Origin of the sequence: Antrihabitans spumae (assembly GCF_043944905.1) — a bacterium.
GTDB classification, from domain to species: domain Bacteria; phylum Actinomycetota; class Actinomycetes; order Mycobacteriales; family Mycobacteriaceae; genus Antrihabitans; species Antrihabitans spumae.
Window position 1 is genome coordinate 117,136 of the sequence record NZ_JBIMSN010000106.1, and the last position, 25,840, is coordinate 142,975.

Here is a 25,840-nt window from a genome sequence, read left to right on the forward strand (position 1 = left end):
ATTCCCTCGAAATGCGTGCGTGACGGGCTGAAGGGCGAAACGGATTCGAATGTGAAACAGTTCGAAAGCTTCGACCTCAACAGGTGCCGGACGCGGTGCGGCACAGATCGACATGTCGACGCTGGACGAGTCCCAGCCGACGTCCCTTCGATTCCCATGCCATAAGTGCGAGCGTACTCGCGCTACTTGCAGGCAGGCGAGCCATCTCCTCGCGGTGATCGAAACTGGGGACGCGGAAAGGATCTCGTGTCTGGGCTCGGATCCCAACGGCCGTCGATCTCTTCGTAATGCCAGGTCGCGCCGGTTTCGCACAGTGTGGTTACGGCGTTCACCAGGCGTTCGACGTCAGAGCTCGAGGTGCCGAGTCCGACGCTCGCCCTGACCGCCGCGGGAACTCCGAGTCGCGCGAGGAGCGGGTGCGCACAGAATCGTCCGTCACGTACGCCGATGCCGTGCTCCGCAGACAGATAGGCAGCAACGTAACTCGGGTCGTAGCCGTCGACCGTGAAGGTCACGATGCCGACGGCATCGGCAGTGTCGTCCCAGATCTGCAGAATCTTGATGCCGTTCAGTCGTTCCAGGCCGCGTCGAAGCCGATCGGACAGGTCGCGCTCGTGATCGGCAACGACGTCCCAATCGAGGGTGCACAGGTGCTCGCAGGCTGCCGCCAGCGCCGCCGCACCGATGACGTTCGGACTGCCTGCCTCGTGACGCTGCGGAGCAGGTGCCCACTCCGTGCTGGTGAGGCCGACTTCGCGGACCGCTCCCCCACCGGCGAGGTACGGTTCGGCAGCATCGAGCCAATCACGGCGTCCGACAAGGACTCCCGCGCCGAACGGCGCGTACAGCTTGTGTCCCGAAAAGGCGAGATAGTCGACGCCACTGCTCGCGAGGTCGATGCGACGGTGCGGCGCCAACTGCGCAGCGTCGACGAGAATCCTTGCGCCACAACTGTGTGCGATCTCGGCAAGCCGCGCGATAGGCAGTACTTCGCCTGTCACGTTGGAGGCACCGGTTACGGCAAGGAGCGCAGCGGGACGGCTGCACAATTCTGCGATCACACGGCGGACGGTCTCGTCGATCGTCGCGGCGGCAGTCACCACTCGACGCCCGTTCTTGTTCCAGGGCAACAGATTTGCGTGATGCTCGATATCGAGCACAACGGTGTCGCCCGGGACACAGGAGGCAAGGAGGTTCAACGAGTCTGTGGTGTTCCTGGTAAAGACGACGACCTGGTCGTCGGCGGCGCCGACAAAACGGGCGACGGATTCGCGGGCCCCTTCGTAGCAGTCGGTCGACACGCGAGACGCATAGCCGGCACCACGGTGGACACTTGCGTAGTACGGCAGCACGTCGGCAACGCAGTCGGTCACTGCAGCCAAGGCAGGCGCACTCGCCGCGTAGTCGAGGTTTGCGTACGTGCATTCGCCACCCTGCACGAGCGGAACCTGCAGGTCACAGCCTGAAACTCGGGCCAGCGGCGCACAGGCAACAGCGGCGGTCAATACAGCAGTCATCACGAAATCCCATCGTCCCAGGGACCCGTCGGTGGTTGTAAACCTCGGAGTCCGCGCTTGCCGCGCCCAGGTATTTGGACGTCAGCCAGGTCGTCACCCGGAGCACCCCACCGCGGAGGAGGGTTGCCGACCAGCAAGCCGGGGCTAAACGCTGGTACTCATGACCTGCGCCAAGATTGGCAGAACTCTCGCGAATTTGTCAACCGGGGCGCCGAGTCGTGAGTCCTTTCGGAGGTCGGGCCCGCCGAAAGGACGCACGAGGCCGGAGGCCCTGTACGTTGAAGCGACGTGAGCGAATTAGAGTTGCCATCCCTGCTGCTCGAGTCGGTGCAGGACGACGACGACGACGACCTGATCGCCCGCGGATTCGCCACGGTCGGGCGACGGACCTGGATCGAGCACCTGCCCGGCATCATCGACGAGTTGTCCGCGCGTTGGTCCCTCACAGTCGGTCGCCCGTTCCAACCTGGCGGGGTCGCATCCTGGGTTGCGAAGGCGCGCAACGACAATGGGGACCACCTCGTACTCAAAGTAGGGTGGCGGCACGAAGAGGCACTGCACGACGCCGACGCACTCCGAGTGTGGAACGGCAACGGCGCTGTGCGACTGGTCGATTCGGTGACAACCACAGACAGTTGCGCGCTACTGATCGAGGAATGCGATCCCGGGACCGCATTGTCTGCCGCACTGCCACCGCTGCAGCGAGACGAAGTGATAGCCGAACTCCTGCAACGCCTCTGGATCGAACCCGCGGCACCACATCCGTTCCGTCCACTGAGCAGTATGTGCGATCTGTGGGCCGACGAGTTCGACCTGAAATTGCAGGACGCACCCAGCTATGAACTCGACCCAGGCATCACAGCGGCGGGAATCGAGTTGCTCAGAACACTGCCTTCGACCGCAGATCGGCACGTACTGCTGTGCACCGACCTACATGCCGAGAACGTCCTCGCCGCTGCACGCGAACCGTGGCTCGCGATCGACCCGAAGCCTTACCTCGGCGACCCTGCCTACGACCCGATTCAGTACCTGCTCGACGCCTCCGACCGGCTCACCGCCGATCCTGAATCCTTCGTCGGACGGATGGCCGCGCTACTCGATCTGGACCGCGACCGGCTCCGACTCTGGCTGTTCGCGCGGTGTGTCCAGGAGTCGCTCGACAGCCCCGAACTGATAGCGGTCGCCGAGCAACTCGCCCCCTGAGCTCAAATGGTTTGCCAAACCGCCTACCAGTGCGTTCTCATCGCTGGGTGACGATCACCCTGCTCCTCAGCTTCGCCGGCCTGTGCGTGCTGCTGGCAGTAACGCCCGGACCGGACATGTTCTTGGTCGTTCGCTACAGCATCGCGGGAGTGCGACCGGGCCTGGCTGCAGCGGTCGGGTCCGCGTTCGGCGGGATCGCCTGGGCAATCGTTGTCGCTGCTGGCCTTGCCGCGTTGCTCGAGCAGTCGTCCGTGGCGTATCGGACACTCAAGATCGTGGGCGGTATCTATCTCGTCTACCTGGGTGTGCACGCTCTGTTGGAGCATCGACGCAATGCCGCCAAGTCCGGCGAACCGTTGACTGCGGTCGCGGCGTCGATGAAGTCGGCGGCCGCCGCAGGCTTCCTTTCGACCGTCTTCAACCCCAAAGTCGGCCTGTTCTACCTTGCTGTGGTTCCGCAGTTCGTCACCGACGTGACATTCGGAAACACCTTGACGCTAGGCGTAATCGAGGCCACGGTGGCCGGAACAGTCATGGCGGCGCTTGCCTTCGCGGCGTCACGCGCGGTCGTCGTCTTGAAGCGGCCCAAAGTTACTCAGTGGCTGGCCCGCGTGAGCGCGGGAATGCTTGCGGCCCTCGGCATCGGAACCCTCGCGTCGGCCTAGGCGGCTCCGCCGCTCGTGAGTCTTTTCGGCGGGCGGGCCCACCGAAAGGACTCACGAGGCCGAAGGCCAATTCGGCAAACTGTCACCGGAGGCCCAGGTGCTGTGGGTGCCACTGGAAATGCGCTCGGGCAACCGTAGCCGCGCGATCGGTCCGAGTGTGATGTCGGCCGCCGAGAAGATCAGACACTCGGAACGATCGTTGCCGACGTCGGTAGTGAGCGTGATCAAGTAGCCGTCATCCTCAGCCGTGGACCCGATTCGGGGCGCCATCGCGGTTTCACTGCCGAAGACGCCGTCTCCGAACGAGTAGTGCTCCTCATTTCCCGTCGTGCCGTCGTGTTTGAGCAGCCCGTCGAACAGGAAGAACCCCGGAACGCCGGTCGTGGCATAGGTGTAGCGATGCGGCCGACCGATGTAGTCGGGGTTCAGCATCGGGAACTCACTCAACGATTCGCTCAGCCGCTCTTCGGTCGTCGCGCCGGTCCGCATGTTCAAGCGCCATCGATGCAACCTCGTCTGCATACCGTCCAACGACAGGAACCTCGAAAGACGTTGGTAGTAGCTCGATTCGGGCGGCACCGACGGCTCGGGATTGTCCTGGAAGTAGCCCTCCAACACTATCTCGTCGCCGTCCTCGTAAGCGTTGGACCAGTGCAGCACATACGTGGGATCCGCTTCGAACCAACGGATTTCACTCGACTGTCCGCGCCTCGGAATGACTCCGAGCCGGGTGGGTAGGTCCGGCCGAAACCTCGACGCGTGACCGCCCTTCTTCAAGATGTCGGGGTCCCAGAACAACGGCAGATCGTTGAGAATCGCGTAGTTCTCGGTGTAGGCCATGTCGTGCGGCAGACGCGGACCCGGCAGTTCGATGTCGACGTAGTGGACCAAACGATCGTCTGCGTCGACAACGCCGTAGTGCATGTAGGGCGCGTCGGTGCCGTAGTTGAAGAACAGCATCTCGCCGGTGCGTTCGTCGACCTTCGGGTGTGCGGAAACCCCTATGTCACTGGGGAACTGCCCGTGCCACGTCGATTTGCCAAGATCGTCGAGGGTCAGTGGATCGAGCCGGTACATGTCACCGCACTGATAGAAGCTTGTGATCGCAACACCCGCATGGACAACGACGTCGGTGCTCGACGAATCCTTCATCCGCCCGCGGGCGCCCCAGCCGTCTTCACGAATCGCCTTGGACGGTCGCTCGGATATGCCCGCCCACAACGCATGTCCGGCCTCCTGCTCGGCCAGCAGACCCTCGGTGCGCACGAATCTGTTGCGGTAGAATGCTTTTCCGTCATGAAAGCCGACGACGTGCACCATCGCGTCACCGTCGAATGGATGGTATCGGCCGATTGACGGGGCCACGGGGTTCTCGGTGTTGCGCAGGTAGATGCCGTCGAGATCGGTGGGTATCGCACCTTCGACCAACTCGAGATCGGGCGCATCCCATTCGGTGACCTGCGGCGCCCAGGCTCCGGTTCGGTACGGGTGATCGTCGTCGGCTGGCAACGAACTCAGTACCCTGCCGACCAGCTCGATATTTGTCACAACGCCCCTGACTTCTGTGTACTCGCATCGGTCTCGACGACAAAGCTGACAACGGTCGTTGTGCTGCCGCCGATGTTCAAAGTCCCGAACGTCCGCGCGCCGTCGACCTGGCAGTCCCCCGCCTGATCGGTGACCTGCTTGTAGGCGTCGAGCAACATCCGGACGCCGGTCGCGCCGACAGGATGGCCGCCACCGATCAATCCACCGCTCGGATTCACCGGCAACCGACCGTCGCGTGCCAACACACCGGCTTCGACGGCCTTCCAACTTTCCCCAGGCGGTGTGATGCCGAGATGGTCGATCGCCAGGTACTCCGACATCGAGAAACAGTCGTGCACCTCGACGCCGTCGACGTCGTCCACCGACCCGCGCGCCGCACGCCCGAGCGCATCCAGGAAGGTCTGCCTGACGTGCGGCAGGACGTAGACGTCGTCGGCGCTGCGTTGCAGTTTCTGATCGAGCGGTAGACCGACGGTCCGGTGCCCCCACCCGGCGATCCGTGCGCGATCGGGCGTTCGTCGGAATCGATTCGACACGAGCACAACTGCCGCAGCGCCGTCGGTCAGTTGGCTGCAGTCCTGGCGCCGCAGCCGCCCGTCGACGACGGGGTTTGCGGCGTCGTCGGTACCGAAGCTGGCAGGACCGAACTCCCAATCCCTGGTCTGCGCGCACGGATTGGCGCTCGCGTTGCCGATATTGAGCTCGCTGATAGCGCGCAGATAGGTCTCGTCGAGTCCGTAGCGGCGGTCGTACTCGTCGGCCAACAGGGCGAACATCCGTGGCCACACGAAGTTCGTGTCCTGCGCCTCGTGACCGACCCAGGCGGCGGCACCCATATGCTTCGCCCCGACCTCGCCGGGCACTGTCTTCTCCAGTTCGGCACCGACGACCAAGGCACAGTCGTAGCGGCCGGATTCGAGGTCTGCCATCGCACCGAGAACAGCCAAACTGCCTGACGCACAGGCACCTTCGTGGCGCGAGGACGGTACGTTCCATAGTTCGGGCAGCACTGTCGCCGGCATCGCACCGAGGTGGCCCTGCCCGGTGAACAACTGACCGAAGGCGTTTCCGACGTGGACGACCTCGATCTCATCGACGTCGACTGCCGCGGCGGTCAACGCACGCGTGATCGTCTCGGCGAACAATGCGTCGTAGCCGAGGCCGCTTCGATGCCAGTTCCGCGCGTAGTCGGTTTGATACCCGCCGACGACGTAGGAATCCGATCCGGACACGACGCCACGCTACTCCCGCCCCGACGCCGCAGCCAGGATGTTCACGGATCGACGATTACCAACCGCGCAGCTTGTCCGGCTCGATCCGAACGAGCACCGAGTAGTCGGCGAGAAACCTCTCGGGCGTGTAGTCAAGCCCGACGATGTCGTCGGCGTATTTCGCGACGTAGCGCTGCCATTCGTCGTCGGTCGGTCCGGCGTCGTCGACCCGGGCGATACCGGTGAACACCGACACCGCGCCGCCTTTGGCGCTGCTGTTGAAATTGAGCGCCACCGCCGGACCGCGACCGATGTTCGCGAGCTTCCCGACTTCCGGCTGGCTGAAGACGAGAAACTCCCTTCCCGACCACAGAAACCACACAGGGGTCGGGGCGGGTGTGCCCGTCTTGCCGACCGTCGTCAACCAGATGACGGTTTCGGTGTTCAGCCGGCCCGTCACGTTTTCCGGTACCTCGACCGCCATCTGAAGCTCCTTCCTCGACTCCCACAACACCACTCCCACAAAACCACTGTGTGGCACAACACAGGACACGGCCGCGATCTTCCTTCGCAGGGCAGCGAACCGCTTGGCCTGGCGTTAGCCTGAGACCGGACATTCGACACCGTGTCGAGATCGCGCGCCGTTCACCTGTTGGAAAGACAACCGTGGGATAACGAGTCTGCGCGTGGACCCGATACGCGGGTTCGCTCGATACGAAGGTAGGCCGGTTGTCTCTCCAGTCTCGCGATGCTGACCCGAAGCAGCCGGAGCCGCAGGATGCTGCGCTCCTGGCACGGGTGCCGAGTGCGTACTTGCGTTCCTCGCTCGCTGCGGACGAGCGCACCCTCGTCGACGTCGTGACCGCCACCGCCACCGAATTTCCCGACGCGCCAGCCATCGACGACGGTTCGGCGAGTCTCTCCTACACCGAATTGCTCGAGGCGATCCACGAAGGAGCGCACTGGCTCGACAGCGCGGGCGTTCGGGCAGGCGACCGGGTCGGCGTCAGGATGCCGTCGGGGTCCTACTCCCTGTACGCCGCGATCCTGTCGATCCTCTCGGTCGGTGCCGCCTACGTTCCCGTCGACGCCGACGACCCCGAAGAGCGAGCCGAGTTAGTTTTTGGCGAAGCCGAGGTGACGGCGATCATCACCGAACACGGAATCGAGTCGAAGCTCTCGCCCGAGGAGTTGACACAGCGCGAGAGCGACCCGAACAGAACGAAACGACGTCCGACGCCGGACGACGACGCCTGGGTCATCTTCACATCGGGATCGACGGGCACACCCAAGGGTGTTGCTGTCAGCCATCGCAACGCTGCAGCATTCGTCGACGCCGAGGCCCGGCTGTTCCTGCAGGAGGCGCCGATCGGCCCCGGCGATCGGGTGCTGGCGGGACTCTCCGTCGCATTCGACGCGTCCTGTGAAGAAATGTGGTTGGCGTGGCGCTACGGAGCCTGCCTGGTTCCGGCGCCGCGCGCGCTCGTCCGAAGCGGCGTCGACCTCGGACCATGGCTTGTTTCGCACGATGTCAGCATCGTGTCCACGGTGCCGACGCTCGCCGCCCTGTGGCCGGCCGAGGCACTGGAAGCGGTGCGGCTGTTGATCTTCGGCGGTGAAGCATGCCCACCGGATCTTGTCGAACGTCTTGCCGTGGACGGTCGTGAAGTGTGGAACACCTACGGACCCACCGAGGCCACCGTCGTCGCGTGCGCCGCGAAGTGCGTTGCCGGTGAGCCCGTCAGCATCGGTCTGCCGCTCGACGGGTGGGATCTCGCCGTCGTCGACAAGCACGACCACCCGGTCGCCGACGGCGAGATCGGTGAACTTGTCATCGGCGGCGTCGGTCTCGCCCGGTACCTCGACGCCGAGAAGGACGCCGAAAAGTATGCTCCCATGCCAACTTTGGGCTGGCAACGCGCCTATCGCAGTGGCGATCTGGTCCGTCTGGAACAGACTGGATTGATGTTCCAGGGCCGTGCCGACGACCAGGTCAAACTGGGCGGACGCCGTATCGAACTCGGCGAGGTCGACGCCGCTCTACAGAACCTGCCCGGCGTCGCGGGTGGCGCGGCCGCCGTCCGCACGACCGGTGCGGGGCACCAGATTCTGGTCGGCTACGTCGCCAGCGCCGACGGTGACTTCGACATGAAGGCGGCGCGCGAGCGTCTCGCCGTGCAACTGCCTGCTGCTCTCGTGCCTCGTCTTGCGTTGCTCGACGAGCTACCGACCCGGACCTCCGGCAAGGTGGATCGCGCAGCCCTGCCGTGGCCGATCCCAGGTTCGGGTCCCGATGCAGCCGACCATGGACTGACCGGAACGTCGGAATGGGTCGCCGGACTCTGGTACTCGATCCTCGGCGCCGACATCACCGGCCCGGACGACGACTTCTTCGACGTCGGTGGCGGATCGCTGGCAGCGGCGCAACTCGTCACAGCCCTGCGAGAGCGCTTCCCCAAGGTGACGGTCGCCGAACTCTACGATCATCCTCGGCTCGGATCCCTTGCCGACATGCTCGACGAGTTCGCACCGACCGTCGCGACGGAACCACGAACCGTGCGACCGACGCCGCGGCGCTCGCAACTGCTGCAGGTCGCTTGCACGGTCCCGCTCACCACACTCACCGGCCTGCAGTGGGTCACCTGGCTCGCCATCGTGGCCAACGTGTTTTCCCACATCAACCCGGTACTTCCAACCCTTTCGTGGTGGTGGGTCGCGCTCGGCTTCGTGCTCTTCATAACCCCGATCGGGCGGATGGCCATCTGCGTCGTCGGTGCACGGCTACTGCTCCGAAACGTGCAGCCGGGTACCTACCCACGCGGTGGCAGCGTGCACCTGCGACTGTGGATCACCCAGCGGTTGTCTGAGGCGAGCGGTGCCGAGAACCTCTCGGGCGCACCCTGGATGGTCCCCTATGCCCGCGCACTCGGCGCGAAGATCGGACGCGGGGTCGACCTGCACACCTTGCCGCCGGTGACGGGCATGCTCGAACTCGGCGACGGTTGCTCGGTCGAACCCGAAGTGGACCTCTCGGGGCACTGGATCGACGGCGATGTCGTCCACATCGGTTCCGTCAGCATCGGTCCCGGCGCGGTGGTCGGTGCGCGATCGACTCTGCTCCCCGGTACCAGGATCGGCCGCAACGCCGAGGTCGCTGCGGGGTCGGCCGTCATCGGCAAGGTAAAGGCCGAGCAGGAATGGGCCGGCTCGCCCGCGGTGAAGGTCGGCAAGGCAGGGCACGCGTGGCCCGATCAGACCCCACCTCGCGCACCACATTGGGTCATCGTTTTTGCGATCACCTCGTTCGCTCTTGCGGGCATGCCGATCTTCGGTCTCGCAGCGGGTGTCGCTCTGATCGGCTGGTGGATCTCGGACGCGGACACGCTCGCATCGGCGGCCGCGCAATCGTTTGTCATGCTTCCCCTCGCGACCATTCTGAGCATGGTCGTCTTCGCGCTCACGACGTTGATCGCGGTCCGACTGCTCGGCATCGGACTGACAGAGGGCCACTATCCCGTTCGCAGCCGCGTCGGCTGGCAGGTCTGGGCCACCGAACGACTGATGGACTCCGCGCGGACCTTCCTGTTTCCGCTGTACGCGAGCCTGCTGACCCCCGGCTGGCTGCGGTTGCTCGGCGCGAACATCGGCGACGGCGTCGAAGCGTCGACCGTCCTGCTGCTGCCGAAATTCACGACCGTTGCCGACGGCGCTTTCCTCGCCGACGACACGATGATCGCAAGCTACGAACTCGGCGGCGGCTGGCTGCACATCGCGGAAGCGAAGGTCGGCAAGCGCGCGTTCCTCGGCAACTCCGGCATGACCGCGCCAGGCCGACGAGTTCCGAAGAACGGCCTCGTCGCGGTGCTGTCGGCTGCGCCGTCGAAGGCGAAAGCTGGGTCGTCGTGGCTGGGTAGTCCTCCTGTGCGACTGCGCCGCGCAACCAACGAGGCCGACGATTCCGAGCGCACCTTCGATCCGCCACGCAAACTCAAACTGGCGCGTGCGGCTGTGGAGACCTGCCGCCTTATCCCGATGGTCGTCACGTTCGGGATCGGACTCGGTGTGCTTTTCACCCTTGCGGCTATCGCCGCGGCCGCAGACTACTGGGTTGCCGCCCTGGTCAGCGGCATCGTGCTACTCGTCGCGGGAGCGATAGCGGGAACCTGTGCCGTGATCGCGAAATGGCTCGTGGTCGGCCGAATCTCCAACGTCGAGCATCCGCTGTGGAGTTCTTTCGTCTGGCGAAACGAGGTGTCCGACGCATTCGTCGAGACGGTCGCAGCACCGTGGTTTGCCCGCGCCGCAACGGGTACTCCAGTTCTCAATGTGTGGCTTCGCGCACTCGGCGCGAAGATCGGACGCGGCGTGTGGTGCGAAACCTATTGGCTCCCTGAGGCTGATCTCGTGACGCTCGGTGACGGCGCAACTGTGGAGCGGGGGTGTGTCGTGCAGACTCACCTTTTTCATGATCGGATCATGGCTATGGACACGGTGACGATCGGAGCGGGCGCGACCCTCGGTCCGCACTGCGTCGCTCTGCCGGCCGCAGGTATCGGCGACGGCGCAACCGTCGGTCCGGCGTCACTTGTCATGCGCGGCGACACGGTGCCACCCTCGACCCGCTGGCAGGGCAATCCGATTGCACCATGGAATGATTCGCCTGCAACCGAACCGACCGAACGGGGTGATGGTCGATGACGAAGTTCTACGAAGAGCCGATCGACCCCTATATCCCACAGAACGGAAACCGCGGTTTCCGGGTTTCTCGCTACGAACTCGAACTGCACTACAGAGTCGCGAGCAACAGGCTTATGGGCAAGGCCGCGATAACGGCGGTCACCACCGACGTCAGGACGAAGTTCACACTCGATCTGTCCCAGAGCCTTTCGGTGTCGAAGGTCTTCGTCAACGGTGGCAAAGGTGCGAAACACCAGCATCAGCGCGGCAAGCTGATCATCACGCCGCAGGATCGAATTCCGGCAGGCGGTGTGTTGTCGATCGTCGTGCACTACGGCGGCACCCCGAAACCGATCCGCGGGCTGTGGGGCACGGTCGGCTGGGAGGAACTCACCGAAGGCGCGATCGTGGCAAGCCAACCGAACGGTGCGGCTTCCTGGTTCCCCTGCGACGATCACCCGAGTTCCAAAGCGAGCTACCGGATTTCGATCACGACGGATTCACCGTTCTACGCGTTGGCGAACGGCACACTGCTGCGTAAGCAGACCAAGGCCAGCCAGACGACATGGGTGTACGAGCAGACCGAACCCATGGCGAGCTACCTCGCGACGATTCAGATCGGACGCTACGAACGCCGTCGCGTCGGGCAGAAGCCGGTGCCCATGAACGCAGTTATTCCGACGCATCTGAGAAACGCCTTCGACCACGATTTCGGTCGTCAACCGTTGATGATGTCGGCCTTCGAGCGGATGTTCGGTCCGTACCCGTTCAACGACTACACCGTCGTCGTCACCGACGACAAACTCGAGATCCCGATCGAAGCGCAAGGCATCTCGACATTCGGGTCCAACCACTGCGATGGCAGGCGCGGCGCCGAGCGGTTGGTCGCGCACGAGCTCGCGCACCAATGGTTCGGCAACAGTTTGACGATCAAGGTGTGGAAAGACATCTGGCTCCACGAAGGTTTCGCGACGTACGCCGAGTGGCTGTGGTCGGAAGAATCCGGCGGACCGACTGCCGAGCAGTTGGCAAAGGCCGCGCGGCACAACCTTTCTCGGCTGCCCCAGGACATCACGATCGGCGATCCGGGTCCAGAATTGATGTTCGACGACCGCGTCTACAAGCGGGGCGCCCTGACTCTGCATGCGTTGCGCGCCGAACTACGTGACGAACGCTTCTTCGAGCTGCTGCGCACCTGGACTACTCGGCATCGCCACTCGTGGGTCAGCACAGACGAATTCACCGATCTAGCTGCTCATTTCACCCACATTCCACTGCATCCACTCTGGGACCAGTGGCTCGGTGAGAAGGTGTTGCCCGAACTGCCACCGCGGTAAGCGGGTTACGGAACCCAGTACTTGGTTGCCAGTTCCTCGATGATGGGGTCGTCGTCGGCTACCTCGTCGAGGACAGCGAGATCGTTTTCCAACACGATCAATCGGGGGTCGTCGCCTTCGGCATTGTCGGCCGCGTCGCCACCGTCCTCGGCGATCTGGCGGCGCAGCTTTGCTCGCACCCGTTCTTTGAGCGAATCGGTCATTCGTCGTCGCCCTTCCGAAATACCTGCCGGGCAACCGGTATCAGCGCGACAAGGGCGCCGACGAGGACGATGATCGACACGATTTCGAGAAGCATAGGTACTCGTCGCGTCAGGCCGGTGCGAGCCAGTGGCCCCACGGCGTATTTCGAAACACGGTGAATACGATGAGGAAAACTATCACCGCGATCGTTGCGGGCTTGTGCAGCACGATCATTCGACTCGAGTCGCCTCGCAACCTCCGGCGCACCCACAGCACCCAGGCACCGACGAGCACCGCAAGCAGCGGCAAGGCAATCACATTGCTGGACAACGATCCGAGCAGATCACCGTTGGTCAGATCGTTGACGGCTCGCATCCCGCCACATCCGGGACACCATAATCCGGTCAGGTAGTGGAACGGGCAGATCCCGTACGAGTTCTGCACGTGCGGATCGCGAAAATGGAGCAACGCGACGGCACCGACCCCGACGCCTGCCACGATCGCGGGCGTCAGCAACGCTCGCGATCGGGCAGGCTTGCCGACGCTGATAGCTGGGGTCTTCACACGGTCGAGCCTACTGAGTCTTGAGAACGACCGACTTGATGATCATGTCGTGCCAGGTCTGCTTCTTCTGATCCCACAGTGGCCACAGGAAGTCGAGGAAGCACAGGCCGCCGAGAACGGCGAGCAGGATCCAGCGCAGGATCGCGCCGCCGACGCCGAGTGGCTGGCCGCTTGCCTCGTTGACGACCTTGATGTTCAGCCACTTCTTGCCGAGGGACTGGCCGGTCTTGCCCTGCCTGAAGCCGAGGTTCCAGACCATGATGGCTATGCCAACGAGGAACCCGAGAATCATGACAATCACGCCCGTGACGATGCTGCCCTCGTTCACATCGTCGAAAGTGGTGTTGCCATATCGATCGGTCGAGGTCTCCGAATTGACCAGTGTTCCGATGATGAGGAAGTAGCCGATAAACAGAATGATCGTGCCAGGAAGGGCAACCAGGCCGTCCAGCAAATATGCACCGACACGAGATCCCCACGATGCGTAGTTTCCTGCGCCCGGGTATTGGCCACCCGGTGCGCCGAAGCCACCGGCGTACTGCGGTTGCCCGTACTGAGGTTGTCCGTATTGCGGGGGCTGCTGACCGTACTGAGGCTGCTGCGGTTGTCCGTACTGAGGTTGTCCGTACTGCGGCGGCTGCTGGCCGTAACTCGGCTGCTGACCGTACTGGGGCGGCTGCTGCCCGTACTGCGGCGGCTTGTTGGGATCTGGGTTCTGGGGGTAGGACACTGCAACGCTCCTGATCGAAGTACGAGGGCGCCCTAGCGTAACCGGATCGAGCTCGAAAAGGCCGGGTGAGAGTCCATTTCGGCGTCCATTACACCTGCTGCATCATGCGCGGCGGTGTCGTGCGCCTTTCAATGGCAGTCCGTTGTCTCGAAGCTGCAGTTGTAGCGAGATTCGATGGGTCGGCGCTGCGGCGACAGTGGCGTCGTCGACCACCGTCGTGAGACCGAACTCCAGACCGTCGGGAGCCGAGTCGCTACTGCGCAGTTGCAGAGCCAACTCGACTTCCAACTTGCCGTAGGAGAAGGACACCTGCTCGTCCCGATTCCTCGCTTCCGACTCGATCAACTGCCGTTTCAGCACTTCGAGCGCGGCCGACAGCTCGACCCAGTTTTGATCCGCCATTCTCACCCTCCCGAAATAACCCGACCGTTCTATAAGCAATTACACGCGCAACAAGGGACCTGGTACAGCAATTGTGTTGCTGCCACAATGACACGGCTGCGCAGAGTTCGCTCGGCAACCACGCAGACAGCGTGAATCGACGACCTCGGCTGATTGCCGGGCTACCCGCGATAGGTTGACCGTCATGCGAGTGGACGGGCGGGAGATCACGGTTGCGGGGAGCCTGCTGCAGCCATTGATCCGGCGGACGAGCGATATCGTCCGGGTAGCGCTGTCGGCGCTGTTCCTCGTCACCGTCGTTGCGGGTTCGCTGATCACCCGCAATCAGTGGGATGCGCTCGAGACGTCGGTCTCGAACATCGTCGGAGTGCTCTCGCCCGACCAGTCCAACCTGGTTTACATCTCGTACGGCATCGCAATCCTCGCCCTACCGTTTGCAATCCTCATCGGCTTGATCGCGAGCAGACAGTGGAAACTTCTCGCCGGCTACGCGACTGCCGCAATCGTGGCGGGACTTGCTCTTTCGATCACAGACTCCGGATTGTCCCTCCCGGACGTAAATCTCGGCGTTCCCGAGCGACTCGATACCTTCCTCGGTCAATTCCTCGACGACTCCCGGTGGATCGGCATGCTCGCCGCCGTGCTCACAGTGTCCAGCCCGTGGCTGCCCGCCCGATGGCGGCGCTGGTGGTGGGTACTGCTGTTTGCGTTCGTACCGATCCACCTCGTGGTCAGCACCGTTGTGCCTGCCAGGTCGATGCTCGGTTTGTCGGTCGGTTGGTTCGTCGGCGCGATGATCGTTCTGGTCGTCGGGACCCCCGCCTTGGAGGTCCCTCTCGCGCAGGCGGTTCGTCTGCTCGCCCAACGTGGTTATGTCGTAACCGGATTCACAGTGCTGAGGCCGGCCGGACCTGGTCCGCTTGTGTTGTCGGCCGCACGGGAGGTGCCACACGACAATCTGATCGTCGACCTGTACGGACAGAATCAGCGCAGCGGTGGCGCACTGCGACAGTTCTGGCGCTGGCTTACTTTTCGTAAAAGCGAAAGCGCACCCATACACACGTCGCTGCACAGGGCGGTTGAGCACAGGGCTTTGATGGGGATCGCGATCGGCGATCTCGGACTTGCAAGTAGCAAGCCTGTTGCCATTGCCACGCTCGGACGTGGCTGGGAGCTGTACGCGCAGAGCCCTTTACAGGGAAGGGCGATCACGGGCGATTCGGACGACGAGCTCACCGACAACATCTGGCAATCGCTTGCCACGCTGCACGCCAACCAGATCGCACACGGTGACCTACAACTCTCCAGCCTTCGGATCGAAGACGGCACAGTACTTTTCGGAGGTTTCGCGGTATCCGAACTCGGCGCGTCGCAGGCACAACTGCAGTCCGACATCGCGCAGCTACTGCTTTCGACGTCAGCATTGTGTGGCGCCGAGCGCGCTGTGCGAACAGCGATCGATACGTTCGGCTCGAAAGCGGTTCTGACAGCATCACGGCGGCTGACCAAAGCCGCCATGCCATCTCGTATTCGAAACTCGGTGCCAGAGGCCGGTACTGCGCTGACCGCACTCCGCGACGAGGTCGTCGTACAGACCGGCACCGACGAAATCAAGACCGAACAGGTCACCAGGTTCAGCCGCAATCAGATCATCCAGTTGGTACTGCTGATCGGACTTGTCTACGTCGCGTACCCGTTCATAAGTTCGGTACCGACGTTCTTCAGCCAGCTCAAAACCGCCAACTGGCTGTGGGCGCTCCTCGGCCTCGGAGTCTCGGCAATGACGTACCTCGGTGCTGCGGCCGCACTCTGGGCCTGCGCGTCCGGGCTGGTCAAGTACCGGAATCTCGTGATCATGCAGGTGGCCAACACCTTTGCGGCCACAACGACCCCCGCCGGCGTGGGCGGACTCGCACTGAGCGTTCGCTTCCTGCAGAAGGGCGGACTTGGCGCTGTTCGCGCGACTGCCGCTGTGGCACTTCAACAGTCGGTTCAGGTAATCACCCATGTCGGACTGCTGATCTTCTTCAGCGTCGCGGCCGGGACATCGGCGGACCTCGGGCATTTCGTTCCCGACCCGACCGTGATCTTTCTGATCTGCGGCGCCGCCCTAGGGGTGGTTGGGACGTTTATGTTCGTCCCCAAACTTCGTCGATGGCTCCGCTATTCGGTACGCCCACAGGTCAAAGAGGTGTTCGGCGAGCTGGTCGAATTGGTCCGCGACCCCAAGCGTTTCGCCGTGATCTTTCTCGGTTGCGGCGCAAAGACTCTCGGTGCCGCGCTGGTGCTGTGGGCGAGCATCGAGGCGTTCGGTGGCGGCACGACGTTCGTGACCGTCACCGTCGTAACCATGATCGGCGGCACTCTCGCGTCGGCGGCGCCCACCCCGGGTGGTGTCGGCGCAGTCGAAGCCGCCCTGATCGGTGGACTGGCAGCGTTCGGACTTCCTGCCACGATCGCGGTGCCGTCGGTGCTGCTGTATCGGGTGCTCACCTGCTGGCTGCCGGTGTTCTGCGGTTGGCCGACAATGCGGTGGCTGACGAAGAAAGACATGATTTGACCGAGGCAGCCACGACTAAAGGCCGCAAGGCCTTTCACATTAACGAGCGTCTGAACGCTTTTCGTGAAGCCGGGTCCCGCGAAAAGCAAGGTCAGTCTATTGATCGTCGAGTGGTGGCACCATGCCGAAGCTGCCGATGGACCAGCCACTGACTTCAGCCAGTCGGCCGCGCCACAGCGGAATCGTCAGCGAATGCGCTCCCGAATTCAAGAGCGAAGCTTGACGCATATGGACGTGTACCGGATCAGGCAAGTCGAAGGACTCGTCCTCCTCGTAGTGAGCTGCGTCGGCCCGATTCGCCTCTAGCCACGGCTGGAAGAACGGCGCTAGGGCGTTCGCGGCAGCGCCCACCGCGGGGTCTTCCAGTGCTTTGATCTGTAAATGGAAGAACTGCTCCGCGGAGATCAGCACACCGGAAACGACTAGTCCTCGAACCTCCAGGGTGACGCCAACCTCCGAGGTCCGAAGCGAGTTCACTACTTGAACGAGCTCCGCGAGAACGGGGTCGTAACTCAATGCGGCTGGTACATCCGGCGAACCCGGGAAGTTGGCTGAGGTTGGGCCGGTCATTCAGTCACATCCCCGCTGTCCGAGACGAAAAGGTACGCGATCGTCTGCGTTGCCTCGAGAAATCGCCGTGCACAACATTGTTTACGTTGGGACCCACCGGACCAACGGTTGCCTGCTCGATCCACTCGCGCAGCAGCGCCGTTACCTTCCGGTTCTCCCCTGCAGCCCTGGCACGCGCGGCGTTCAGAACGTTGGCGGGAAGCCGCACTGTGATGCCGATCATTGGATTCGAATCGACAGTCGTGTCGAGTTCGGCGAGTTCGAGTTCCTTGGTGGTGTCGTTGTTGTCGTAATAATTTCGCAGTGCTTCGAGTTCTTTGGGGTTCATTGTCAGTTGCCTTTCCTGCGGAAGGTCTTGTTCTCGGTGTTCGTCATGTCGCGTGCGGTAACAATCAAGGTTCCGCCGTCGTCGGCTTGTGCGGTCACCACCAAGAGGTAGCGTCCCGCATCGGTCCGCCCATATACGAGGACGGAGTCGTTCTCGCCTTGTCGTATCCATCTCGGTCGGCTGAATAGCACTTGTTCGACCTCGGTCGGCATTACATTGTGGCGCGCTATGTGCTCCTCCCTCTCGTCTGTCCACGTGATCGGCGGCAAGGAGGCCATGATCGATTGTAACGCGACGTAACGCAACAGTGTGCGCGGATCTTTCGACTCCTACAACGCACCGTTGTGAACGAGTTCGACATGCCTGTTTCACTCCGAGGGTGATACCACTGACACTGGAACCATGACGCGCGCAATTACCGCCTTCAGCACCCAATACGACCGGCTGGAACGCGCGTGCGCAGACCTCGACGGACCCTTTGCAGTCGTCGACCTCGACGCTTTCGATACCAACGCTGCCGACCTCGTTCGCCGCGCAGGTGACACTCCCATCCGCGTAGCGAGCAAGTCGATACGTGTGCGGAAACTCGTACAACGCGCGTTGGACAGCTCACCCGAATTCCAGGGCGTCCTCGCATTGACGCTCCCCGAAGCGCTGTGGTTGGCAAAAGAAGGCTTCGAGGACATCGTCGTCGCGTACCCGTCCACAAATCGGGCTGCACTCGCGTCGTTGGTCGGCGCGAGCGGTCGGATCACCGTGATGGTCGACAGCGTCGAGCATCTCCACCTCATCGAAGCAGCGGGTGCCAACGCCGCGAAACCTGTGCGGGTGTGCCTCGAACTGGACGCAGGCCTGTGGCTGCTCGGCGGGCGGATCAAACTTGGGCCTCGCCGATCACCGTTGCATTCTCCTGCCGACGTGGTCGCCCTTGCCGAGGAAGTTCTGAGTCGGCCGGGTCTGCGACTCGTCGGACTGATGGGCTACGAAGGTCAGATCGCCGGGGTCGGCAACAACGTCGCAGGCGCGCCGCTCACCAATCTGCTGATTCGAGGCATGCAACAGCTGTCTGCGCGCGAATTGGCCACTCGCCGAACCGAAACCGTCGAACGCGTCCGCGCGTTGACGCCGCTGGAATTTGTGAATGCGGGCGGAACCGGAAGCCTGGAAACGTCGTCGGCTGAACCTGGCGTCACCGAGGTCGCAGCCGGATCGGGGCTCTATGCGCCGCGCCTCTTCGACACCTACGCCGGGTTCCATCCAACCCCCGCCGCGTTTTACGCGTTGCCGATCGTGCGACGACCAGGAAAGGGTGTCGTCACTGCGCTCGGTGGCGGCTACATCGCCTCCGGAGCGACCGGCCCCGACCGTTTGCCGCAACCCGAATACCCCGTCGGACTGCGACTCGACGCACGAGAAGGAGCAGGAGAAGCCCAGACCCCACTATTGGGCGAGGCGGCCGATCGACTGAAGATCGGCGACAAGGTATGGATGCGGCACGCGAAAGCCGGCGAACTGTTCGAGCGCTTCGACAGCGTGTACCTCATTTCCGGCGATGCGATCGTCGACGAGGTCCCCACCTACCGCGGCGAGGGGCATGCGTTTCTCTGAGGTAGTCGGGCGACTACTTCGCGTCCTCGACCTTGCGAACCGCAGCCGCGAACAGGTCGATGAACGCCTGTGCATCCGGCGTCCCCTCGCTGATGTTCACGGCGTTCACCAGCACGGTGACACCGCGGACGTTCGCAAAGCCGTGGTACGAGCCGCCCACGATCGGCTCGCCCTCTCCGATCGACGTTTTCGTCGAACTGCCGTAAGCGAGCACGTTGTCACCCTGCAGATCGTCGGGTAGCTCCAGCTCCTCATTGCTGTTGACGACGACGACCGACTTACCCTCGGTCACAAACTTTTGGGTGGTTTCCGCGCACGGATCGGTCGTGGCAGCAGCCAGCTTGGAGAGATCCTGTTCACGGTCGATGATTGCTTCGAAATACAGCGTCGACTCGGCGAACGCGGCGATCACCGACGCCTCGTTCAACAGGTCCTTCGTTGCACCCGCAATATCCTTCTCGCTGGACATACACTCGGCCGGATCGATCTCGGCGGTCTCGAGAAGCTTCGCCTGCTCGTCGGACTTGGCCTGCAGGTCCGCCGCCGTGATCGGCTGCACTTTGCTTCCCTCTGGAAATTCCGATTCACTCAGCAGCATTTCTTCCCGAGGTGTGCTGGGTTTACCCGAATCGGACTCCGACGATCCACCGCAGCCGCTGAGCAGAAGAATTCCTGCAGCCAGTCCGACAACAGTTCTCGTAGTAAACGAGCGCATCGAAATCCTCCGGGTAGTAATTGTCAGCTGACGTCGAACCAGCTATTTCGCGTTCTCGACCTTACGCACTGCTGCGGCGAAGAAATCGACGAATTCAGCGGTGTCAGGCGAACCGCCGTCGAGGTCAGCAACACTCACACCAACGGACATTCCTCGGACTACGGCGAACCCTTGGTATCTGACTTCGTCACGCGGTGAGTCCGAACCGAAAGTGATCGTGGTCTTGCTGCGGATCGCAACCACGTTGTCGCCCTGAAGATCGGGTGGAAGGTCGATCTTCTCGTTGCGAGTCACACCGGCAACGGCAGTGCCACCGATATCGAACTTTTGAGTGGTGTCTGCGCACTTATCGCTAGTCGCGTCGGACAGGCTCCCGAGATCGAACTCGCGATCGGCCACTGTTGTCGTGTAAATCGTCGAATCCGTGAGAGCCGCAGCAACCGAGGCATCTTCGTAGAAGCCTTTCATCGTGGCAGCGAGGCCCAACTGTCCGGTCGCACACTCCGGCGGCGTAGTCACGGCGCGCTCGAGAATCTCGGCGAACTCGCTTGCTCCATCTTCGAGTTGCTCTGTGGTGATCGGCTGCATTTTGCTCCCCGCCGGGAACTCCGACTCACTCAGGAGCAACTCGTCACGCGGGGAAGCAGGCTTGCCGGAATCCTGCGCGGCCGTTGACCCGCAGCCGGATACGACGATAACCACAGCGCAGCATATGGACGCGGACGCCAAAAAGTTGATTGACCGCTTCAAACGATTCCCCCAAGCATTTCGTCGTCACCCCTCCGATGAACGAGCAGGCTGAGCGTAACCGACACCGCTTTTGCACTGCGTCGATGCCGCCATCAGGCAAGATGACCGAGTGTCGACTCTGGTTTTTCTCCACGCCCACCCCGACGACGAAAGCTCGCTGACGTCCGGATCGATGGCTCGTGCGGCCGAGGAAGGTCATCGTGTGGTCGTCGTCTACGCCACCAACGGTGATCACGGCGAAGTCCCGGACGATCTTGCACCCGGGGAGTCCCTCGTAGATCGCCGCCGCAAGGAAGCCGACGCGTCCGCAGCCGCAACGGGAACACACCGTGTCGCCTGGCTCGACTACGTCGATTCGGGCATGACCGGTTGGGTGGAGAACACCGCGCCCGAGTCCTTCCTGCAGGTCGATCTCGACGAAGCTGCCAAACGACTGGTCCTCATTCTCGACGAGGAAGACGCCGACATTCTGATCGGCTACGACTGGCACGGCGGTTACGGCCACCCGGACCACATCAAGGTGCATCACGTCGCCCATCGAGCAGCCGAGCTCGCAGCGCGGAGGCCACGGATGCTGGAGGCGACGTCCAATCGCGACCGGATGCGAACGTGGCGCGACCATGCGACGGCATCGGGTGCAGAGCCCGAATTCGATCCGGACGGGCCGATGGATGACGGAAACCCTATGGGCACACCCGAATCCGACATTCACTGGCAGGTGGACGTGTCGGCCTTCATCGGTCACCGACGTGCGGCAATGCAGGCCCACGCCAGCCAGGTCACCGATATCGGAATGTTCATGGCAATGCCGCCCGAGGTATTCGCGGGTGCCTTCGGGACGGAGTACTACATCGAACCGGGTCGGCCGGCAGGAATGGTGGACGGCTGGTTTCTCGACGCCACGGATGGTTACCTGTCTCAGGACGGGCAGAGCTGATCGATCCACTTCTCCATGGCGTCGTTGTACTTGTCGTAATCCGGGTCGTCGAACTGAATGCCACCGGTTTCGACGAAGTGGTCGATCGCAGCCTTGGCCGAGGCAGGCGGATCGTAGCTCTCGAGCACATCCGCCGCCTTCTGCGCGTCTTCCTTGGTAGTGGCAACGAAGAGGTCGAGGTTGGCGTCGGTCACTTCGACGCACCCATTCAGGTCGAGCGGCGTCACTGCTTCGTCGTCCGAAGCCGACTCGTCCTCCGATGACGTCGACGCGGCGGACGAGGTCTTGCTCGACTCCGCCACGGGTGAGCCCGTCTTCTCGTCGGCGGAACAACCCGGAACCATCAGCGCCGCAGCCAATCCGGCAATAGCAATCCATCGACGGGACATACGGCACTCCTCGGAGGAAGCTGCCGCCAGCTGCGGCAGATTTCAGGGAAGCTAACACAGAGTTTGCGGATCCGTCCGACGAATCGGTGTCCTGCTACTACGGGTGTGTGCAGTGTTAACACTCGTTGGGAACGAACCGATTACACCGCCCAACTACGCAACGCGCTCCCGCACTGCGCAGCGCGTCCCGGCACTGCGCAACACCCGCGACCTGTTGCAGGGCGTGCGAAGTGCCAACGCAATGTGCGCAGTTCGGGCGAAGGGGTCCACGCGAGCTGGACTGACGACGGAGGGAGCGTAGCGACCAGAGGAGGAGGGAAGCGCGCGTGACTATGACCCCGAAGCCAGCGAGCGGAGCGAGCCAATGTCACGGAGGGAGCGGAGCGACCAGAGAAGGAGGGAAGCGCGCGTGACTTAGACCCCGAAGCCAGCGAGCGGAGCGAGCCGATGTCAGAGCTCAGTCGCGGTACACCACTACGTATGCGTTGGTTGTTGTCCCGACACTCAGGGGACCGAGGCATGATGCGGTGCCGCCACCGTTCGGGCTGAAGGATCCACTCCACGAACCGCGGTAGGGACCAACGGCCAAGAACGGAAAAGCGTTCGGAATGGGCGCCAGGCCGAAGCATTCGACGATCAGCGAGTACTCCCTGCCGGCGGGAAAGTCGTTCTCATGACACGCTGCGGTCGCGCTGATCAGGTCTCGCGTGACGGTGCAGTCCTGCGGCGCGGCCTGGGCCGTTCCCGAACCGAGAACTGCAGCGAAGCCAAGAACCGATACTGCGGTCGCGGTGACCCGTGCAGCGGCGACCATAGATTTTTTCATTGAAACCCTCCCCGTTTTGCAATGTCTTCAAGTAATCGTTGGCCAAAACCGAAGTGTTACATAGAGATGTGCCGACACTGCATCGGCGGATCGGCTTTCCTAATCCAATTCGACTGCGCGCCAGCTGTTTCCGCCGCTGCGCTTGACCTTGTACAGCTGCGCGTCTGCGGCCGCGACGATCTCTGCCGCAGAATGCTGTGTCGCACCTCCCCGCGAAAAGACACACGCACCGATCGACAATCTCACGCCATCGTCATTGTGCGGCGCCGCCGAATCCGAGGGGGCGAGCTTTGCGACCGACTCCACGCAACGACGAGCCAGCGCCTCGACGGAGTCGAGGGATTCACGTGTGACGACAAGAGCGAACTCGTCTCCACCGAGCCGGCACACCCGATCCCCCTCGGCAGCGCACTCGACGAGAACATCGGCAACCTCGGTGAGGACACGATCACCTGCCGGATGTCCGAACTCATCGTTGACCGACTTGAACCTGTCGAGATCGCAGTACATAAACGCATGCACGGTGGACGGCGTGTCGCCGCGCCCCAGTCGTTCTGTCAGGTCGAGTAATGCGACGCTGCGCACGGCGAGGCCGGTCAGATCGTCTCGTTCCGCGCGCGCCCGCAGGTCGACCAGTTCGAGGTGGGCGTCGGTGCGATCCTCCGCGGTACACACGTACCGCTCACCGGATGCCCCTTCGACTCGCCGCACCCGCACTCGCGCCCACCGAGAACGGCCATCGGGTCGACGCACTCGACGATCGGATGAGCCGTCGGGTTGGCCATCCTCCGAAGGTGTATCCGCGGCGTCGAATACATCGTCTATCGCCTTGCCTGCCAAGTCCGAGTTAGCTTGCCCGACAAGGGCTTCGAACGCGCCGTTGACCTCGACAATCCGGGAGTCGGCCCCCAGCATCGCTGTGGCGATCAACGAATTCAGGAATACCACCCGATATTGGAGCTGTTCGTCGTGCGCGCTGCCGGTGCGGGCCGCTTCGGCGATCGCCACGCCTGCTTGACCCGCGAAGAGTTCGAGCATCGCGCATTGCTCCGCATCGGGCACTCTCCCCGAGACGGGCAGATCGACACTCAGGGCACCCAGCAGGTCGTCCGGTCCCGCCCACATCGGCGCTAGCAACAGGAACGACGGCTCCCAGGCCGTCTCGCCGACACCGGCGGGGACAGTCGGATAGTGCGAGACGTCAGGATCGCGATACGCCACCGGGCCCTCCACGTCGAGCGCCTCCAAGTCCTTGCTGAACCTGAGATCACCCCAACGGTCCGACTTGGACAGCACTTCCAACCAGGTCGAGTGGGACATGGTTTCGCCCACCATGTCCAGTACCTCGGGTGGCCCGAAACCAGTTTTGATCACCAGTTCGTCGCCGGGCACACGGACGTTCACAACAACGGCCTGAAAGCCCAGCACGTCAACGACAGCCCGGACGATACGGTCGAGGGTCACGTCGAGACTTTCGCCGACGCCGAGGCCTCGCACGACCGCGAGAATGCGGTTCAGCGATTCACGCTGGAGCGCCACGTGGTCGACCATCGCAAGATTCTCGCAGAAATGCGCCCGAGGTCCATACCTGCGGTTCTAAACCGAAACAGCGGCTATGCGAATCGCATAACCGCTGGTGGGGATGGATGGAGCCGCCTAAGAGAATCGAACTCTTGACCTTTTCATTACGAGTGAAATGCTCTACCGACTGAGCTAAGGCGGCGGTGCCTTGCGGCGCAGGCGAGTCTATCTGCTCTTCGCCGCAACGCGAAAACGGGCTGCCATCGATAGCCCGGAGCAATGCGCCACCGGTACCGTCATGCGGGACGAATGCCACATTCGCCCAGCTCAAACGACTGATAGCTACCGAACTGCCGCACCGAGTGTGGCGACCATCGCAGCGACGGCGAACTTCGGCTTCACGTTGATGGCAAGCGCTTCGCGGCATTCGAGGATTGCCTCGACGCACCGCAGCAGACCTTCCTGCGACGCCATGTCGGCAAGTCTGCCTGCTTCGTCTGCCATGTCGGGGTGCGTCAAGGTCCCGTTCGCTCCGAACGACACAGAGAGGGCGTCGCGATACAGCCCAGCCAGATCGATCAGCGCACGATCGAGGGAGTCTCGACTCGTCCTCGTTGCCCGCGATTTCTGACGCCGCTCCAGGTCTTTCAACACACCCGCTGACCCACGCATCACGCCCGCGGTCCCCTTACCCGACCCACCGGCGCCGAGTGCGGTCTTCAGTTCTTCGGTCTCCCGCTCGTCGCGAACCTCGCTCATCGCCTTGGCCTCGGACTCCGCGTCCTTCACAAGCTCGTCAGCTGCCTCGTACGCCCGCGCTGGACGTGACGCCGCAGCCGCTAGCCCCAATGCCTTCTTACGACGGTCACGTGCCTGCTCGTCGGTCGCAAGGCGCCTCGCGCGGCCGACGTGGCCACCGCTGATACCGGCAGCCCACTGCGCAGTCTTCGCATCCAGCCCGTCGACCTCACGCAGAACGCCCGCGATGGCGTCCACACCGGGCGTCACGAGGTGAACGTGACGGCAGCGCGACCGCAGGGTCACCGAGATGTCCTCGGGATCGACAGACGGCGCACACAGCAGAAAGACAGTCTTTGCGGGCGGCTCTTCGACGACCTTCAGCAGGACGTTGCCCGCTGCTTCGGTGAGTCGATCGGCATCCTCGATCACGACGACCTGCCAGCGGCCTGTGCTCGGCTTACGGGACGCGATCGGCACGATGGACCGCATCTCGGCTGTGCCGATGCTCAGACCGTCCGGGATGACGCGACGCACGTCGCCGTGAGTGCCTGCCATCGTCGTCGTACAGGCGTGGCAGTGGCCGCACCCGGGAACGCCCTCGTCGGTGCACTGCAACGCCGCGGCAAAGCACAGCGCGGCAATCGACCGACCCGAACCGGGAGGACCCGTGAACAACCACGAATGTGTCATCGCCGATCCCGACGCACCGATCCCACGCCGCGCTGCGACGGCGGCCGCGCTGAGCTCGGCCTCCACCGCCTGCTGACCAACCAACCGATCGAATACTCGCGCCACGAAAGGAACCCTAGCGCCGAGCCCCGACAGCGACCGACCTCAGTCGGATCAACTCCTGTCGGA

24 protein-coding genes, 1 tRNA gene and 1 riboswitch are annotated in these 25,840 nt (G+C 63.1%); of the genes, 7 read left to right on the forward strand and 18 right to left on the reverse strand.

Features of this window, described 5'->3' with window-relative positions:
* Positions 1–76: 76 nt before the first annotated feature.
* Both ACHIRB_RS22645 and ACHIRB_RS22650 read right to left on the reverse strand, forming a co-directional pair.
* Entirely contained in the window at positions 77–205 is a 129-nt protein-coding gene (locus ACHIRB_RS22645; protein ID WP_395115159.1) for a putative leader peptide, read from the reverse strand.
* A complete protein-coding gene (locus ACHIRB_RS22650; protein ID WP_395123464.1) occupies positions 183–1,517 on the reverse strand; it encodes an aminotransferase class V-fold PLP-dependent enzyme in 1,335 nt (444 codons plus the stop codon). Before ACHIRB_RS22650 ends, ACHIRB_RS22645 begins: the two co-directional genes overlap by 23 nt.
* A 48-nt stretch (positions 1,518–1,565) precedes the next feature.
* Positions 1,566–1,683: riboswitch (SAM riboswitch) on the reverse strand.
* Positions 1,684–1,805: 122 nt separating this feature from the next.
* On the opposite strand from ACHIRB_RS22650, the gene ACHIRB_RS22655 reads away from it, so the two are divergent.
* A complete protein-coding gene (locus tag ACHIRB_RS22655) occupies positions 1,806–2,720 on the forward strand; it encodes an aminoglycoside phosphotransferase family protein (protein ID WP_395123463.1) in 915 nt (304 codons plus the stop codon).
* Positions 2,721–2,767: 47 nt separating this feature from the next.
* Positions 2,768–3,385: a LysE family translocator gene (locus ACHIRB_RS22660; RefSeq protein ID WP_395123462.1), complete on the forward strand. Its 618-nt coding sequence runs from the start codon at positions 2,768–2,770 to the stop codon at positions 3,383–3,385.
* Positions 3,386–3,436: 51 nt separating this feature from the next.
* On the opposite strand, the gene ACHIRB_RS22665 is transcribed toward ACHIRB_RS22660, so the two are convergent.
* Genes ACHIRB_RS22665 through ACHIRB_RS22675 form a run of 3 tightly spaced genes read right to left on the reverse strand, consistent with a single transcriptional unit; the run spans position 3,437 to position 6,628 of the window.
* A complete protein-coding gene (locus ACHIRB_RS22665) occupies positions 3,437–4,933 on the reverse strand; it encodes a carotenoid oxygenase family protein (RefSeq protein ID WP_395115163.1) in 1,497 nt (498 codons plus the stop codon).
* Positions 4,930–6,165, reverse strand: coding sequence for an acetyl-CoA acetyltransferase (locus tag ACHIRB_RS22670; protein ID WP_395115164.1), 1,236 nt, complete (start codon positions 6,163–6,165; stop codon positions 4,930–4,932). Before ACHIRB_RS22670 ends, ACHIRB_RS22665 begins: the two co-directional genes overlap by 4 nt.
* Positions 6,166–6,220: 55 nt before the next feature.
* On the reverse strand, positions 6,221–6,628 hold the full coding sequence (locus ACHIRB_RS22675) for a TIGR03667 family PPOX class F420-dependent oxidoreductase (protein ID WP_395115165.1): 408 nt from the start codon (positions 6,626–6,628) through the stop codon (positions 6,221–6,223).
* Between the two features lie 245 nt (positions 6,629–6,873).
* Between ACHIRB_RS22675 and ACHIRB_RS22680 the strand changes: the two genes are divergently transcribed.
* The gene (locus ACHIRB_RS22680; RefSeq protein ID WP_395115166.1) at positions 6,874–10,842 is read left to right on the forward strand and encodes a Pls/PosA family non-ribosomal peptide synthetase; all 3,969 of its coding nucleotides are present in this window, start codon (positions 6,874–6,876) and stop codon (positions 10,840–10,842) included.
* The gene (locus tag ACHIRB_RS22685) at positions 10,839–12,158 is read left to right on the forward strand and encodes a M1 family metallopeptidase (protein WP_395123461.1); all 1,320 of its coding nucleotides are present in this window, start codon (positions 10,839–10,841) and stop codon (positions 12,156–12,158) included. The genes ACHIRB_RS22680 and ACHIRB_RS22685 overlap by 4 nt, the downstream gene beginning before the upstream one ends.
* A gap of 5 nt (positions 12,159–12,163) precedes the next feature.
* Here the strand turns inward: ACHIRB_RS22685 and ACHIRB_RS22690 are convergent, their stop codons facing one another.
* The 4 genes from ACHIRB_RS22690 to ACHIRB_RS22705 form a co-directional block, all read right to left on the reverse strand.
* Positions 12,164–12,361: a hypothetical protein gene (locus tag ACHIRB_RS22690; RefSeq protein ID WP_395115168.1), complete on the reverse strand. Its 198-nt coding sequence runs from the start codon at positions 12,359–12,361 to the stop codon at positions 12,164–12,166.
* A gap of 109 nt (positions 12,362–12,470) precedes the next feature.
* Positions 12,471–12,905 (reverse strand): DUF2752 domain-containing protein, encoded by a 435-nt coding sequence (locus ACHIRB_RS22695; protein ID WP_395123460.1) that lies wholly within the window; start codon positions 12,903–12,905, stop codon positions 12,471–12,473.
* A 10-nt stretch (positions 12,906–12,915) separates the two neighbouring features.
* On the reverse strand, positions 12,916–13,635 hold the full coding sequence (locus ACHIRB_RS22700) for an RDD family protein (protein WP_395123459.1): 720 nt from the start codon (positions 13,633–13,635) through the stop codon (positions 12,916–12,918).
* 102 nt (positions 13,636–13,737) lie between these two features.
* Positions 13,738–14,037 carry a trypco2 family protein gene (locus ACHIRB_RS22705; RefSeq protein WP_395115172.1) on the reverse strand — a complete coding sequence of 100 codons (300 nt, stop codon included), beginning with the start codon at positions 14,035–14,037 and terminating at the stop codon, positions 13,738–13,740.
* A gap of 184 nt (positions 14,038–14,221) precedes the next feature.
* Here ACHIRB_RS22705 and ACHIRB_RS22710 point away from each other — a divergent pair, with 184 nt between their 5' ends.
* Positions 14,222–16,597 (forward strand): lysylphosphatidylglycerol synthase domain-containing protein, encoded by a 2,376-nt coding sequence (locus ACHIRB_RS22710; RefSeq protein ID WP_395115173.1) that lies wholly within the window; start codon positions 14,222–14,224, stop codon positions 16,595–16,597.
* A gap of 96 nt (positions 16,598–16,693) precedes the next feature.
* Here the strand turns inward: ACHIRB_RS22710 and ACHIRB_RS22715 are convergent, their stop codons facing one another.
* Positions 16,694–17,167 carry a hypothetical protein gene (locus tag ACHIRB_RS22715; RefSeq protein WP_395115174.1) on the reverse strand — a complete coding sequence of 158 codons (474 nt, stop codon included), beginning with the start codon at positions 17,165–17,167 and terminating at the stop codon, positions 16,694–16,696.
* Positions 17,168–17,171: 4 nt separating this feature from the next.
* Positions 17,172–17,495, reverse strand: a complete 324-nt coding sequence (locus tag ACHIRB_RS22720; protein WP_395115175.1) for a hypothetical protein — start codon at positions 17,493–17,495, stop codon at positions 17,172–17,174.
* Between the two features lie 402 nt (positions 17,496–17,897).
* Here ACHIRB_RS22720 and ACHIRB_RS22725 point away from each other — a divergent pair, with 402 nt between their 5' ends.
* Positions 17,898–19,103 (forward strand): amino acid deaminase/aldolase, encoded by a 1,206-nt coding sequence (locus ACHIRB_RS22725; protein ID WP_395115176.1) that lies wholly within the window; start codon positions 17,898–17,900, stop codon positions 19,101–19,103.
* Between the two features lie 13 nt (positions 19,104–19,116).
* Here ACHIRB_RS22725 and ACHIRB_RS22730 read toward each other — a convergent pair whose 3' ends face one another.
* Together ACHIRB_RS22730 and ACHIRB_RS22735 are read right to left on the reverse strand one after the other, a co-directional pair.
* Entirely contained in the window at positions 19,117–19,818 is a 702-nt protein-coding gene (locus ACHIRB_RS22730; protein WP_395123457.1) for a hypothetical protein, read from the reverse strand.
* Positions 19,819–19,860: 42 nt separating this feature from the next.
* Positions 19,861–20,406, reverse strand: a complete 546-nt coding sequence (locus tag ACHIRB_RS22735; protein ID WP_395115178.1) for a hypothetical protein — start codon at positions 20,404–20,406, stop codon at positions 19,861–19,863.
* A 271-nt stretch (positions 20,407–20,677) separates the two neighbouring features.
* Between ACHIRB_RS22735 and ACHIRB_RS22740 the strand changes: the two genes are divergently transcribed.
* Positions 20,678–21,505: a PIG-L deacetylase family protein gene (locus ACHIRB_RS22740; protein WP_395115179.1), complete on the forward strand. Its 828-nt coding sequence runs from the start codon at positions 20,678–20,680 to the stop codon at positions 21,503–21,505.
* Here the strand turns inward: ACHIRB_RS22740 and ACHIRB_RS22745 are convergent.
* From ACHIRB_RS22745 to ACHIRB_RS22765, 5 genes are all read right to left on the reverse strand, one after another.
* Positions 21,487–21,894 carry a hypothetical protein gene (locus ACHIRB_RS22745; protein ID WP_199704899.1) on the reverse strand — a complete coding sequence of 136 codons (408 nt, stop codon included), beginning with the start codon at positions 21,892–21,894 and terminating at the stop codon, positions 21,487–21,489. The two genes, ACHIRB_RS22740 and ACHIRB_RS22745, sit on opposite strands and share 19 nt — an antisense overlap.
* 457 nt (positions 21,895–22,351) lie before the next feature.
* Positions 22,352–22,720 carry a hypothetical protein gene (locus tag ACHIRB_RS22750; protein ID WP_395115182.1) on the reverse strand — a complete coding sequence of 123 codons (369 nt, stop codon included), beginning with the start codon at positions 22,718–22,720 and terminating at the stop codon, positions 22,352–22,354.
* A 99-nt stretch (positions 22,721–22,819) separates the two neighbouring features.
* Positions 22,820–24,271, reverse strand: coding sequence for a GGDEF domain-containing protein (locus tag ACHIRB_RS22755; RefSeq protein WP_395115183.1), 1,452 nt, complete (start codon positions 24,269–24,271; stop codon positions 22,820–22,822).
* A gap of 96 nt (positions 24,272–24,367) precedes the next feature.
* A tRNA-Thr gene (locus ACHIRB_RS22760) sits at positions 24,368–24,443 on the reverse strand.
* A gap of 140 nt (positions 24,444–24,583) precedes the next feature.
* On the reverse strand, positions 24,584–25,777 hold the full coding sequence (locus ACHIRB_RS22765; protein WP_199704898.1) for a DNA polymerase III subunit delta': 1,194 nt from the start codon (positions 25,775–25,777) through the stop codon (positions 24,584–24,586).
* Between the last annotated feature and the right edge of the window lie 63 nt (positions 25,778–25,840).